The organism is Bradyrhizobium sp. JYMT SZCCT0428 (genome assembly GCF_018131075.1).
GTDB lineage: Bacteria > Pseudomonadota > Alphaproteobacteria > Rhizobiales > Xanthobacteraceae > Bradyrhizobium.
On the sequence record NZ_JAFCLS010000024.1, the window covers coordinates 18784 to 32109 of the forward strand.

Below are 13326 nucleotides of genomic sequence, written 5' to 3' on the forward strand. Positions count from 1 at the left end.
GCCTTGCGGCAGGGAGTGACCTGCCGCTTATTTGTTGACAGCAACATTTTATTTGTACAAATGTACAAATGGAACGAAGGCCGGAGACGGTCGGGCCGCCCGGTGGGTCTCGAAGCGATGACGGTGTTATAATACTGTCAGCGACCTGACGCAGGAACGCCCCGGGGACCGTGTCCGTCCAAGGAAACGCGCCCTTCGTCCGATTGACAACAAGCCGCGGTGAGACGCCATGTCGTGGCGCTACCCGGCCGAAAATTTGGGTTATGGTGAGGCAAGGGCCGGGGACTCGGCTCAAGGCACAAGACCGATCAGGGGGAGAAAATTCATGTCTATTCGTCATCAATTGCTGCTGGCCGCAGGCGCGGTCGCCGGCGTGCTGGCCGTTATACCCGCGAAGGCGCAGGACGCCGTCAAGATCGGCCTGATTCTGCCGATGACCGGCGGGCAGGCCTCGACCGGCAAGCAGATCGACAACGCCGTCAAGCTCTACATGCAGCAGAAGGGCGACACCGTCGCCGGCAGGAAGATCGAGGTCATTCTGAAGGATGACGGCGCGGTCCCCGACAACACCAAGCGCCTCGCCCAGGAGTTGATCGTCAACGACAAGGTCAGTTTCATCGCCGGCTTCGGCGTGACTCCGGCAGCCCTTGCCGCGGCGCCGCTGGCGACCCAGGCCAAGGTCCCGGAAATCGTGATGGCGGCGGGCACCTCGATCATCACCGAGCGTTCGCCCTATATCGTGCGCACCAGTTTTACGCTGGCGCAGTCGTCGACGATCATCGGTGATTGGGCCGCCAAGAACGGCATCAAGAAGGTCGCAACGCTGACCTCCGACTACGCGCCCGGCAACGATGCGCTGAACTTCTTCAAGCAGAACTTCACCGCCGGCGGCGGCGAGATCGTCGAAGAGGTCAAGGTGCCCCTGCAAAATCCGGACTTCGCGCCGTTCCTGCAGCGCATGAAGGATGCCAAGCCGGATGCCGTGTTCGTGTTCGTGCCGGCAGGGCAGGGCGGCAACTTCATGAAGCAATATTCCGAGCGCGGCCTCGACAAGGCGGGCATCAAGGTGATCGGCCCCGGCGACGTGATGGATGACGATCTGCTCAACGGCATGGGCGATGCGGCGCTCGGCACAGTCACCGCGCATCTGTACTCCGCCGCGCATCCGTCCGCGATGAACAAGGATTTCGTCGCTGCCTACAAGAAGGCCTATAACCAGCGCCCAGGCTTCATGGCGGTGGGCGGCTATGACGGCATCCATTTGATCTATGAGGCGCTGAAGAAGACCGGTGGCAAGACCGACGGCGATGCGCTGATCGAGGCGATGAAGGGCTTGAAGTGGGAGAGCCCGCGCGGCCCGATCTCGATCGATCCGGAAACCCGCGACATCGTGCAGAACATCTACATCCGCAAGGTCGAGAAGGTCGACGGTGAACTCTACAACGTCGAATTCGCGACCTTCGAGGCGGTCAAGGATTCCGGCAAGACGAAGAAGTGACGGCGAAGCCGTCATCCCGGGGCGCTGGCAAAGCCAGCGAACCCGGGATCTCGAAACTGTAGCACGAGATTCCGGGTTCAGCGCTGTGCGCTGCCCCGGAATGACGGCTCCCAATCCTCGGGCTATCCCTGAATGACCACGCTCTTCACCATCCTGTTCGACGGCGTCGCCTACGGCATGCTGCTGTTCGTGCTGGCCTGCGGGCTGGCTGTGACGCTGGGGCTGATGAACTTCGTCAACCTCGCCCATGGCGCGTTCGCGATGACCGGCGGCTATGTCTGCGCCGTTCTGGTCAACAATTCCGGCTGGCCGTTCTTTGCGGCGCTGCCGCTGGCGTTCGTTTCCAGCGCGCTGATCGGCGTGGTGCTCGAACGCTCGCTCTACCGCCATCTCTACACAAGAAGCCATCTCGACCAGGTGCTGTTCTCGATCGGCCTCACCTTCATGTCGGTGGCTTCGGTCGATTACATCATGGGATCGTCGCGCATCTTCATCAAGCTGCCGGCGGCGCTCGAGGGCCAGTTCGATTTCTTCGGCGTCGGCATCGGCCGCTACCGGTTGATGATCATCGTGATCTGCGGCCTGCTGACGGTTGGGCTGCAATTGATCCTGGCGAAAACCCGGTTTGGCAGCCGTTTGCGCGCGGCGGTCGATGATCCCCGTGCCGCCAGCGGCCTCGGCATCAACGTGCCGCAGGTGTTTGCCTTTACCTTCGCTTTCGGTTGCGGGCTTGCCGGTCTGGGCGGCGCGCTCAGCGCCGAAATTCTCGGCCTCGATCCGTATTTTCCGCTCAAGTTCATGATCTACTTCCTGATCGTGGTCACCGTCGGCGGCTCCTCGAGCATCACCGGGCCGTTTCTGGCTTCGCTGCTGCTCGGCATCGGCGACGTCGCCGGCAAATATTACGTTCCCAAGATGGGGCCATTCGTCATCTACACCATCATGATCGTGATCCTGATCTGGCGCCCGAACGGTCTGTTCGGCCGCACCGCGGCGCGGTGAACCGATATGAGCTCGCTTCCCGAAATCTCGTCTCATGCCATGGCCCGCTCCCGCTGGCGCGGAGGCGAAATCGCGTTCTGGGTTCTGGTCCTGGCCTGCGCATTCCTGTTTCCGTCGCGCTATCTGATCATGACGGACATCCTGCGGCTGGCACTGTTCGCGCTGTCGCTCGATTTGATCCTTGGCTATGCCGGTATCGTGTCGCTTGGCCATGCCGCCTTCTTCGGTGTCGGCGCCTATTGTGCCGGGCTGCTGGCGCTCCATGGCATCATCACCGAACCGGTGATTGCATTGGTCGCGGCGGGTCTCGTCGCCATGGTGCTCGGCTTTCTCACCAGTTTCCTGGTGATCCGCGGCGTCGACCTGACGCGGTTGATGGTGACGCTCGGCATCGCGCTGCTGCTGGAAGCGCTGGGTGAGCGTTTCTCCAATATCACCGGTGGCACCGACGGCCTGCAGGGCATCGAGATGGCGCCGATCCTTGGAACGTTCGCCTTCGATATGTTCGGCAAGACCGGCTTCTTCTACTCGCTGATCGTGCTGTTCCTGCTGTTCCTGCTCGCGCGCCGGGTGGTGAACTCGCCATTCGGCCTGTCGCTGCGTGCGATCAAGAACAATCCGCTGCGGGCGTCCGCCATCGGCGTGCCGGTCAATCGCCGCCTAATCGCGATCTATACGCTGGCCGCATTCTACGCCGGCATTGCCGGCGCGCTGTTCACCCAGACCACGGCGCTGGCCTCGCTCGACGTGTTCGCGTTCGAAAAATCGGCCGATCTGATGCTGGTGCTGGTGCTTGGCGGCACCGGCTATCTCTATGGCGGCCTGATCGGCGCTGTTGTCTTCAAGATGCTGCAGGAGTTCTTCTCCACCATCACGCCGCAGTACTGGCTGTTCTGGATCGGTCTCGTGCTGGTCGTGATCGTGCTGGTCGGCCGTGACCGCATGCATCGCTGGGCGCTGTGGCTGCCCAATCTCGTGATCCGGAAAATCGCCGGACGCAAAGCCGTCGTGGCCGTTCCCGAAAGTGACGCGCCATGACGATCGCGCTGGAAACCAAGGGACTTGAAAAATCATTCGGGGGCCTGCGGGTCACGCGTGATCTGTCGCTGCGGGTCGAGCAGGGCGCCCGCCATGCCCTGATCGGACCGAACGGCGCCGGCAAGACCACGGTCATCAACCTGCTCACCGGCGTGCTTGCCCCCAATTCCGGGCGCATTCTGCTCGAGGGCAACGACATCACCGACCTGCCGGTTCACAAGCGGGTGTTGCGCGGCCTGTCGCGTACCTTCCAGATCAACCAGCTCTATGCCGATCTGACGCCGCTGGAGACCATTGGCCTTGCGGTCTCCGAACGGCTCGGCCGCGGCGGCGACTGGTGGCGGCGGATGGGGACGCGGGGTGACGTCAACCAGGAGGTCGCCGAGACGCTGTCGCGCTTTCACCTGCTCGACGTCATGAATGAACTCACCGCGACGCTGCCCTACGGAAAGCAGCGCTTGCTCGAGATCGCGGTCGCGATCGCGACCAAGCCGCGGGTGCTGCTGCTCGACGAGCCCGCCGCCGGCGTGCCCGAGAGCGAGCGCCACGATATTCTGGCCGCGGTCGCAGCGCTGCCGCGCGACGTTACGGTTCTTCTGATCGAGCACGACATGGATCTGGTGTTTTCGTTCGCCGACCGGATTTCGGTGCTGGTCAACGGCGCCATGCTGGTCGAAGGCCCGCCGGACGAGGTGGCGCGCGATCCCCAGGTCAAGGCGGTCTATCTCGGCGAGGCTGCCGATGTCTGATTTACTCGTCATCAATGGCCTGCGCGCCGGCTACGGGCAGGCGGTGGTGCTGCCGGGGATGTCGCTGACGCTGGGCGAAGGCCAGGTGCTGGCGTTGCTCGGCCGCAACGGCACCGGCAAGACCACGCTGATCAACTCGATCGTCGGGATCACCCGGCGTTTTGGCGGCACGGTCGCGCTTGGCGGGCTCGACATTACCCCGATGCGGCCGGACCAGCGGGCGCGCGCCGGAATCGGCTGGGTGCCGCAGGAGCGCAACATCTTCCGCTCGCTGACGGTGGAAGAGAACATGACCGCGGTGGCGCAGCCCGGCCCATGGACCGTCGACAGGGTTTACGAAATGTTTCCGCGGCTGAAGGAACGCCGCAGTAATTTCGGCAACCAGCTCTCCGGCGGCGAACAGCAGATGCTGGCGATCGGCCGGGCGCTGACGCTCAATCCGAAGGTGCTGCTGCTGGATGAGCCGACCGAGGGGCTGGCGCCCATCATCGTCGAGGAGCTGCTGCGGGCGCTCGGCACCATTACCCGCGCCGGTGGCATTTGCTCGATTATTGTCGAGCAGAATGCCCAAAAGATTCTGGGGTTGGCCGACCGGGTTGTGATATTGGAACGCGGCGCGATCGTGCATGATGCGGCCTCCAGCGCGCTGAAGGCCGATCCTGCGGTACTCGAACGCTATCTTGGCGTCGCTGGCGCCGCACACTGAAAATTTTCTGGGAGTAAGACCATGCAGCGAACCAAAGCCCCGTTCCGTGCCGACGAGGTCGGCAGCCTGTTGCGGCCGCAGCGCATCAAGGAAGCGCGCGCCAAACTGGAGAAGGGTGAGATCACGGCCGAGGATTTGCGCAAGGCCGAGGACATGGAAATCGAAAAGGTCGTGCACAAGCAGGCCTCGCTCGGACTCAAGCTCGCGACCGACGGCGAATTCCGCCGTTCCTGGTGGCATTTCGATTTTCTGAGCCATCTAACCGGCTGCGAATTGTATCACCCTGATCAAGGCATCCAGTTCGCCGGCGTCCAGACCCGGCACGACGCCATCCGGGTCATCGGCAAGCTCGACTTCCCCGACAACCATCCAATGCTGGATCACTTCAAATTCCTGAAGAAGCATTGCGACACCGCGCATGTCACGGCCAAGATGACGATCCCGTCGCCCGCGGTGCTGCATTTCCGCGGCGGCCGCAAGGCGATCTCGAAGGACGTCTATCCCGATCTCGAAGCCTTCTTCGAGGACCTCGGCAAGACCTACCGCAAGGCGGTGAAGGCGTTCTACGACGCGGGCTGCCGCTATCTGCAGTTCGACGACACCGTATGGGCCTATCTCTGCTCGCCGGACGAGTTGCAGAAGGCGCGCGAGCGCGGCGACCATCCCGACGGCCTGCAGGAGATCTATGCCCGCGTCATCAACTACGCGCTGGCCGAGCGGCCAGCCGACATGATTGTCACCACGCATGTCTGCCGCGGCAATTTCCGCTCGACCTGGATTTCCTCCGGCGGCTACGAGCCCGTCGCGGAGACCATGCTGGCCGGCACCAATTACGACGGCTATTTCCTGGAATATGATTCCGACCGCGCCGGCGGCTTCGAGCCGCTGCGCTATTTGCCGAAGGGCAACAAGGTGGTCGTGGTCGGCGTCATCACCTCGAAGTTCGGCGAGCTCGAGAACAAGGAAGACATCAAGCGCCGGCTGTTGGAGGCGGCAAAATTCGCGCCGCTCGAGCAGCTCGCGGTATCGCCGCAATGCGGCTTCGCCTCGACCGAGGAAGGCAACATCCTGTCCGAGGAAGAGCAGTGGGCCAAGCTGAAGCTCGCGGTCGATGTCGCCAACGAGGTGTGGGGGAAGTAGCTTCATAACTCCGCGTTGTCGTCCCGGCCCTCTCCACCCGTCGTCCCGGCCTTGACCTCAGATGCGCAATTGCGCATCGGGGGAGCCATACGCCGCGGCCCATCGGTGAGAACGCTGGTGTTAGAGACCTTCTTCAACAATAACTGCCGCGGCGTATGGGTCCCGAGTCAAGCCCGGGACGACGGCCGTGTTTGTTGTTGAAGCGTGCACTAAACGCAGTTTCGCATTCTCGCGGCGCACTGCGACCGAGCTTTGCCAGAAATTCCTTGCTCTCGAAATAAGAGGGCGCAGGGAAGACCGGGTGCGCGCTGCACCCGCGGTCTCGTGTGCGGTTTGCACAAAACAAAGTGCACACCAGCATACAGGGCAGCGGTGAACACCCGGCCTTCCCTGCGCAATGGCTTTACGGCCTATGCCGTGATCTCCCCGGAGACGAGTTCTTGGTTGACTCCGTCACCGCCGGTTCAGCTCACGCCTAGCCGACGGCTTGACGCCAGCAACGGGCGCCAGGACCACACGGTTTTGCCGTACGCTTAATCCACGCCGTCGTCAGACGTAAACAAGCGTCCACCGCAACCCGTCCAACGTCCGTGACGACGGCCGACGCCCTTCTGACCAGGACGGGATGGGCAAATACATACCTTTGATTGTCATTCTGGTAAACGGAAATATTTTTGATTCTTGGGCTTGACACAGATTCTGTAAATCCGAACTGATTTGCCCGTCGGGTTGTTTTGTCGCACCCGTCGTATCCAATTGCTATTGCGTGCGGGGCGACGCATCTGGTCGAGCGATTGGTCTTACTTGCGTGATGGCGACGCCCGAGATGGCGAGCAGTGCCCCGATGGCTAACGTCGGGGTCACGCGGTCGCCAAGGAACAACACGCTCGACAGCAAGGCGAAGACCGGAAGCAGAAGCGCGAATGGTGCCACGCGGGCCATGGTGCAACGGGCGATCAGCCAGAACCAAAGGCCGAACCCGACAATTCCTCCGATGAAAATAGTGTAGGCGAGCGCCATCCAGCCACGTTCGTCCGCGGTGACCAGGGTCGTCAATTGCCCGTGTTCAAGGAACAGCGACATCAACATGACCTGCGGTACCGTGAAAAGTGACGACCATCCCGTCAACATCAGGGGATCGAACGGGCCGTGGCGCTTGGTCAGGACGTTGGCGACCGCGAACGCGAAGGCTGCCCCGACCACCAGTAGGATCGGTAACGCATTTGCGGACAGGCCCGGCCCGGCGGCCAGCACGACCACGCCGCCGAAGGCAACCAACACACCGGCGGACGTCATCAGCGACGGCCGCTCCGCAAGCAGCGGCCAGGCCAACAGGACGGTGAAGGGCGTCGTGAGTTGATAGGCGACGGCAGACATGCTGCCGGAACCGAGCCCCAGGCCCACATAGAACAACCCGAAATTCAGTCCACCAAGGAAGACCGAGATGACGGCGATTGAGCCGAACTCTTGACGTGTCGGCCTTGTGACGAAGGGGATGAGCAGCAGCGCTATGGCGAGGAAGCGCAGTCCAAGGAAGAAAAGTGGCGGAAACTGCAGCACGCCCACTTTGATGGCCACGAACTGATAGCCCCAGATGAGAGGCACCAGCACTGCGCAGGCGATCTGAATGGCAGACATGGCATCCTCATTTCAGGACCAATCGGTCCAGATAGGCGCGCGAATATGGCGTGCGTCCATGGTTGAGCTACTTGATGAAGCGGTCGAGAAGGGCGTCGGCAGTAGCTTGCGACGCGGTTCGCGTTGGTCCCGTTTTGCCGACCACCCGAAGTCCCTCGACGAAGCAGACCAGTATCCGCGCGGCACTTGCAGGCTCAACGCCGGCTGCCAGTTCGCCGGCTGCCTTCGCGCGCGAGAATGCGCTGGCGAGCCTGGCCTCCATGGCTTTGAAAAAACCGCCGATGCGACCTTCGACATCCCCGTCGTGGCCTGCCAATTCCATGGCTGTGGCCACCAGCAGGCATCCGCGTCGACCGCTGGCGCCGCTCGTGCGCTCGACGTAACCAGCAAGGAAGGTCCGCAGGCCATCAACCGGCTGTCGGCGCGGACCGAGTTCGACGTCCATCCGCGCCAGAGCGTCGGCGATATAGCGATCGAGCGCACGCAGGAAGAGCGCGTGCTTATCCCCGAAGGCGGCATAAAGGCTGCCGCGCGAAAGCTTCGTCGCTCGCAGCAGGTCTGGAAGCGCCGTGCCGTGATAGCCGCGTGACCAGAACACGCCCATGGCGCGCTCGACGGCGGCATCCGTGTCGAAACCACGGGGCCGGCCACGTGGTAGCTGCATTGGGGATTGGCGTGTCATGGCCATATATATAGACCGATCGGTCTTGAATTGCAAATAGCCGCTATGAGCCAATCGCGTCGGCCTGCGCCCCAGCCGGGCTGTGCATTCCAACGGCAATCGGAAATCACTTGCCGGCATTTTCGGCCGTGCCGTAGCTGCGGGCGATGATGCCGGCAGCAACCTGCAACGAAGAGCCGGTCATCCAGCCGCCTCCGATCAAGGCCAGCCATCCGTCAGACACGGTCTCATCGAGGATGATGATGCCGACGGACGCAAACGTCGCAATCGCGGCAAGAAATATTCCGACCGCGCTCAGGATCTCAACCACAGTATCCGGGCTCCATCGTTGCCGTTGGATCGAGGCTGATCTCCGGGCCGAACGGCGGGGCAGGTCGATGCCGACATAGAAGCTGAAAGCCCCAAAGAGCATCATCAACAGGACGATCCCGACACTTAAGGGCAGTTCGTTTAGCCGGCGCAATAATGCTGCGGCGACGTACAAGCCGCAGGAGCCTCCAATCGCGGCGAGTCCTACTCGTTCAATGAGATGCGCCGATTTGATGAGAGCCGCAGGAGCGAACCCGGCCGTCTTCGTGCCGGATGACCTGTCGAAATTTGCATTGGCCATTTTCATGGGGCTGCCTTTCCTAAGAGTTGCCTGCCGGAACGACGCGATAAGTTGGCCGCGCCTCGTGCAGCAATCGTCCGGCGTGAGGAAATCCCGATCGGCCGCATCAACGCGTTTGACGGCGTCATGCGCCTATGTCCCCGAACACACCGTATGCCCTGCAGTTTTGTTGAATGTGTTTGGCCTGGGCTCGCGCAGGTTGCCGCCACATTGCCGGGCGCGTATTTGCGCCGCTTCCACGCGGGGCGCTATTGAACGCCCTCGGGTCCCCGGAAAAATCAGATGTCGCTCATGACAGCAGCCGTTGGGACCGATCGAGCTTCTAGCACTGCCTACCGCACGTCGGTGTGAACCCCTTCACATCGCCACGGCATGCTCCCTTCGTCATGTTTCGGGAGACAAGGTTCAAACAAACGTGTTCGGAGTAACGTAGTACCTGACTTTTCGTTGGCCGACGGTTGATGCAGCGCAGGTCTCGGCGGGTCAGATATCGCCGACTGATCGATCGGCTCAATCTGGCGCAGAGTGCATATCGGTACGAATTCTTTCAACGTTGCGAGTGGGTTCGGTCTTGCCGCCGCGCGGAGCGTCCAGCAATCCTGCCGTTTTGCATCCTGCCACTACTCTTTTGAGTAGCGGACATTTCGGCTGCGCGACCTCCGGAAAAATCGACAGCCAGGCGCCGCCCGGATGCCGCAAACAGGACGTGCGACGACCGGGAAAAATATGCAATAATTTTTTCGTTACCGTGGTTCCAATATTGGGCAGGCCGCCAACCAGAGCGTGGTGGTGCCAATGCAGCAAATTGCGGACTGGCTCGAGAAGCTGGGGCTTGGGCAATACGCGCTGCGTTTTGCCGAGAACGGCATTGATCTTGGTGTCCTTCCCGAACTGACGGATCAGGACTACGACAGATTGGGAGTCCTGCTCGGACATCGCCGCAAAATGCTGCGCGCGATTGCCGAACTCAATCAAGCCGAACTGGTCGCCGAGCCCGCGATCCGGCGCGATGCCGAAAGACGCCACCTCACCGTCCTGTTCTGCGACCTGGTCGGTTCGACGGCGCTTTCGGCGCGCCTCGATCCCGAGGACATGTGGGAGGTGATCCGCGCCTATCGCGCCGCCTGCGCGAGGGTCATTGCCACTTACGACGGCATTATCGCCAGGTTCGTCGGCGATGGAATCCTTGCCTATTTCGGCTATCCCGTTGCGCACGAGGATGACGCAGAGCGCGCGGTGCGGGCGGGGCTCGACATCACCGCCGCAATAGGGCCGCTGGAGACGCGCGCGATACAGCGGGTGGAGGTGAGGATCGCGATCGCGACCGGACTTGTTGTGGTAGGCGACCTCATCAGCGGAGGCGCGTCAGAACAGCAGGCGATGGTCGGCGATACACCGAACGTCGCTGCGCGGCTGCAGAGCCTGGCGGAGCCCGGGGCGGTTGTCGTTGCGGCTTCGACGCGCCAACTGCTTGGCGACCTGTTCACGTTTCGCAGCCTCGGCCGCCGCGAGGTCAAGGGCATCGACGAGCCGATCGCGGTCTGGGCGGTCGAAGGCGGAGCCGCATCGGAGAGTCGCTTCGAGGCGGTGCGAACCGTGCGCTCGACCGGCTTTGTCGGCCGTAAGGCAGAGATCGAATTCGCGCTTTCGCGCCAGCAACTGGCGTGGCAGGGCCAGGGCCAGGTGGTCCTGATTTCCGGCGAGGCCGGGATCGGCAAGTCGCGCATCGTCGCGACGCTGTTGGAGAACCCTGCCTTGGGGACCCACCGCCGGGTGCGCTATCAGTGCTCGCCCTACCATACCAACAGTGCGCTTCATCCCTTTGTCGCTCAGCTCGAGCGCGCTGCCGGCATCAGGTCGCAGGATACGCAGGAGCAAAAGCTCGACAAGCTCGAGGCCATGCTGGCGCTCGGAACGCAGCAGGTGGCCAAGGCGACGCCGCTGATCGCCGCTCTGCTTTCGATCTCAACCGGCGAGCGCTATCCGCCGCTCGGCCTTAATCCAGTGCAGCAGCGGCGGCAGACCTTCGTTACCCTTCTCGATCAGGTCGAGGGTCTGGCGCGGCAGCAGCCTGTGCTGGTCGTCTGCGAGGACATGCATTGGGCCGACGCCACGACGCTCGAGCTGTTCGATCTCACGGTCGATCGGATCAGGGGACTGCCGATACTCATGCTCATAACCTTTCGGCCCGAGTTCGAGCCGCCCTGGGTGGGGCTTCCCAACGTCAGCCTGTTGCGGCTCGATCGGCTTGACCCGCAGGACACCCGCGCGCTGGTCGAGCAGGTGACCGTCGGTCGCCAGCTGCCAGGCGAAATGATGACGCAGATCATCGAGAGGACGGATGGCATCCCGCTGTTCGTCGAGGAACTGACCAAGATGGTGCTGGAGTCCGGACTGCTGGTGGCAGATGCCGGGCGCTATCGGCTCGATAGTCCGTTCCCGTCGCTCGCCATTCCCGCGACGCTGCAGGACTCGCTGATGGCGCGGCTCGACCGGCTGGCGCCGGTCAAGGAGGTGGCGCAGATCGGCGCCGCCATTGGCCGCGACTTCTCCTATACGCTGCTGCGATCTGTGGCGGGTCGCGATGATCTGACATTGAGCGCCGCGCTGGCGCAGCTCGAGCAGGCCGAGCTGCTGATGCGGCGCGGCACGCCGCCGGAAGCGCGCTACAGCTTCAAGCATGCGCTGGTTCAGGAAGCGGCTTATGAGAGCCTGCTCAAGAGCCGGCGGCTGCAGCTCCACAAGCATATTGGCGATGTCCTGCGCGACAGCTTTCCGGTCATCGCCGAAACCGAGCCGGAAGTGCTGGCCTACCACTTCACTGAAGCTGGATTGGGCGAGGTGGCCCTCGGCTGGTGGCGCAAGGCCGGCCAGCAGGCGCTGAAGCGCTCGGCCTATTCCGAGGCGATCGCCCATCTCGGCAAGGCCGTCGCGATCGCCGATGGGTTGCCGGGCGAACCGGGCCGCATCATGAGCCGGCTCGATCTCCAGATTGCCTATAGCCGCGCGCTGCGCGGAAGCCTTGGGCACAGCGCGCCGGAAACGGTGGCGGCATGGACGCGCGCCCGGCAGTTCGCGGCTGACATCAATGATCCGGTCGAACTGGCGCCGATCCATTCCGGCCTGTTCAATGCCTGCCTCACCCACGGCGAGATCGCGCCGATGCGGGAATTGGTTGATGCAATCGTCAGCGCCGCCGACCGGCGGCCGGAATCGCCGGTGGCGGCAGTCCTCGCCCATTGCACCAGCGGGGTGACCTCCTGGTTCGGGGGCGATTACATCAACGCGAAAGTGCATCTTGAGCGGGCCCTTGCGATCTACGGCGCCGAGCCTGACCCCGAGACCTTCAGGGCGTCGACGCTGGACCTGCCGTTCGTCATCATGAGGTTTCTTGCCCTGGTGCTCTGGCCGACCGGGAAGATCGATCGAGCGCGCCGGCTCGCCGCGGCAGCGGTGAGCGTTCCGGGAGAAAAGCGGGCGCTGTCGCAGGCCAACGCGCTCGTTCACAAGGCCGTCTTCGACGGACTGTGCCGGGGCATGTTGCAGCAGACAGAGACCATCCTTGCCCTCGCTCTCGCCCGCGAACATACCATGCCGTTGTATGTGGCCGCCGGGACCTACCTGAACGGCCTTGCAAAGTGGCGCGCCGGCGAACAGGTGGAGGGGCTGAGCGAAATGCGCCGCGGCTGGACCTTGCTGCATGAAAATGATTGCTACCTGTGTGAGCCGTTCTGGGGAATGCATGTTGCCCTGGCGAACGCAGAAGCGGGGCAACTCGAGACCGGGCTGGAAATTGTGCGCGAGTTGATCGGCTGGACGGAACAATCCGGCCAGCATTGGCTCGATGCCGAACTGCATCGTGCCCAGGGAGAGTTGCTGTTCCGTTGCGACCCGCCGGACGCTTCCAAGGTCGAAGATGCGTTCAACAAGGCGCTTGAAATCGCCCGCCGCCAGCAGACCAAGACTTTCGAATTGCGCAGCGCGCTTGGCCTGGCGCGCTTCTACATCAGGAATGGTCGAACGGCGCCCGTATCCGAACTGCTGGGGCCATTCCTCGTCGATTTCGACGCAGGGCAGGATCTCCCCGAAATCGAAGAGGCGGAGAAGCTGCTCCGGCGCAGCCGTTAGCCGGTGCAAGTACGTTCCTTCGAGGGCCGCGAGGGCGAACCGCACCAAACCAAGCGTCTTCACTTCTCCGTCAGGCAGGCTTCGCGAGTGGCTCGCCACGAGCTATAATCCACAACGCAACCTTGCCGCGTGGTG

General features: G+C 62.7%; 10 protein-coding genes. 7 read left to right on the forward strand and 3 right to left on the reverse strand.

Going from position 1 to position 13326, the window contains the following annotated elements:
* The first annotated feature begins 325 nt into the window (after positions 1-325).
* The 6 genes from JQ575_RS23825 to JQ575_RS23850 all read left to right on the forward strand — a co-directional run bounded on the left by JQ575_RS23825 (position 326) and on the right by JQ575_RS23850 (position 6133).
* Positions 326-1498 (forward strand): ABC transporter substrate-binding protein, encoded by a 1173-nt coding sequence (locus JQ575_RS23825; RefSeq protein WP_212035592.1) that lies wholly within the window; start codon positions 326-328, stop codon positions 1496-1498.
* A gap of 132 nt (positions 1499-1630) precedes the next feature.
* A complete protein-coding gene (locus JQ575_RS23830) occupies positions 1631-2500 on the forward strand; it encodes a branched-chain amino acid ABC transporter permease (protein ID WP_212035593.1) in 870 nt (289 codons plus the stop codon).
* A 6-nt stretch (positions 2501-2506) separates the two neighbouring features.
* Entirely contained in the window at positions 2507-3538 is a 1032-nt protein-coding gene (locus tag JQ575_RS23835; protein WP_212035594.1) for a branched-chain amino acid ABC transporter permease, read from the forward strand.
* A complete protein-coding gene (locus tag JQ575_RS23840) occupies positions 3535-4287 on the forward strand; it encodes an ABC transporter ATP-binding protein (protein ID WP_212035595.1) in 753 nt (250 codons plus the stop codon). Before JQ575_RS23835 ends, JQ575_RS23840 begins: the two co-directional genes overlap by 4 nt.
* Positions 4280-4993: an ABC transporter ATP-binding protein gene (locus JQ575_RS23845; protein ID WP_212035596.1), complete on the forward strand. Its 714-nt coding sequence runs from the start codon at positions 4280-4282 to the stop codon at positions 4991-4993. Before JQ575_RS23840 ends, JQ575_RS23845 begins: the two co-directional genes overlap by 8 nt.
* A gap of 21 nt (positions 4994-5014) precedes the next feature.
* Positions 5015-6133 (forward strand): cobalamin-independent methionine synthase II family protein, encoded by a 1119-nt coding sequence (locus JQ575_RS23850; protein WP_212035597.1) that lies wholly within the window; start codon positions 5015-5017, stop codon positions 6131-6133.
* Positions 6134-6892: 759 nt separating this feature from the next.
* Here JQ575_RS23850 and JQ575_RS23855 read toward each other — a convergent pair.
* The 3 genes from JQ575_RS23855 to JQ575_RS23865 form a co-directional block, all read right to left on the reverse strand.
* Positions 6893-7771: a DMT family transporter gene (locus JQ575_RS23855; RefSeq protein WP_212035598.1), complete on the reverse strand. Its 879-nt coding sequence runs from the start codon at positions 7769-7771 to the stop codon at positions 6893-6895.
* Between the two features lie 67 nt (positions 7772-7838).
* The gene (locus tag JQ575_RS23860; protein WP_212035599.1) at positions 7839-8435 is read right to left on the reverse strand and encodes a TetR/AcrR family transcriptional regulator; all 597 of its coding nucleotides are present in this window, start codon (positions 8433-8435) and stop codon (positions 7839-7841) included.
* Positions 8436-8559: 124 nt separating this feature from the next.
* A complete protein-coding gene (locus tag JQ575_RS23865; RefSeq protein WP_249166852.1) occupies positions 8560-9063 on the reverse strand; it encodes a hypothetical protein in 504 nt (167 codons plus the stop codon).
* A 795-nt stretch (positions 9064-9858) separates the two neighbouring features.
* Here JQ575_RS23865 and JQ575_RS23870 point away from each other — a divergent pair.
* The gene (locus JQ575_RS23870) at positions 9859-13191 is read left to right on the forward strand and encodes an adenylate/guanylate cyclase domain-containing protein (RefSeq protein ID WP_212035601.1); all 3333 of its coding nucleotides are present in this window, start codon (positions 9859-9861) and stop codon (positions 13189-13191) included.
* The last annotated feature ends 135 nt before the right edge of the window (positions 13192-13326 follow it).

Bases quoted from the DNA above. Each gene is read 5' to 3' on its own strand.
- JQ575_RS23825 (WP_212035592.1), top strand. From the start codon at position 326: ATGTCTATTCGTCATCAATTGCTGCTGGCCGCAGGCGCGGTCGCCGGC.
- JQ575_RS23830 (WP_212035593.1), top strand. From the start codon at position 1,631: ATGACCACGCTCTTCACCATCCTGTTCGACGGCGTCGCCTACGGCATG.
- JQ575_RS23835 (WP_212035594.1), top strand. From the start codon at position 2,507: ATGAGCTCGCTTCCCGAAATCTCGTCTCATGCCATGGCCCGCTCCCGC.
- JQ575_RS23840 (WP_212035595.1), top strand. From the start codon at position 3,535: ATGACGATCGCGCTGGAAACCAAGGGACTTGAAAAATCATTCGGGGGC.
- JQ575_RS23845 (WP_212035596.1), top strand. From the start codon at position 4,280: ATGTCTGATTTACTCGTCATCAATGGCCTGCGCGCCGGCTACGGGCAG.
- JQ575_RS23850 (WP_212035597.1), top strand. From the start codon at position 5,015: ATGCAGCGAACCAAAGCCCCGTTCCGTGCCGACGAGGTCGGCAGCCTG.
- JQ575_RS23855 (WP_212035598.1), bottom strand. From the start codon at position 7,771: ATGTCTGCCATTCAGATCGCCTGCGCAGTGCTGGTGCCTCTCATCTGG.
- JQ575_RS23860 (WP_212035599.1), bottom strand. From the start codon at position 8,435: ATGCAGCTACCACGTGGCCGGCCCCGTGGTTTCGACACGGATGCCGCC.
- JQ575_RS23865 (WP_249166852.1), bottom strand. From the start codon at position 9,063: ATGGCCAATGCAAATTTCGACAGGTCATCCGGCACGAAGACGGCCGGG.
- JQ575_RS23870 (WP_212035601.1), top strand. From the start codon at position 9,859: ATGCAGCAAATTGCGGACTGGCTCGAGAAGCTGGGGCTTGGGCAATAC.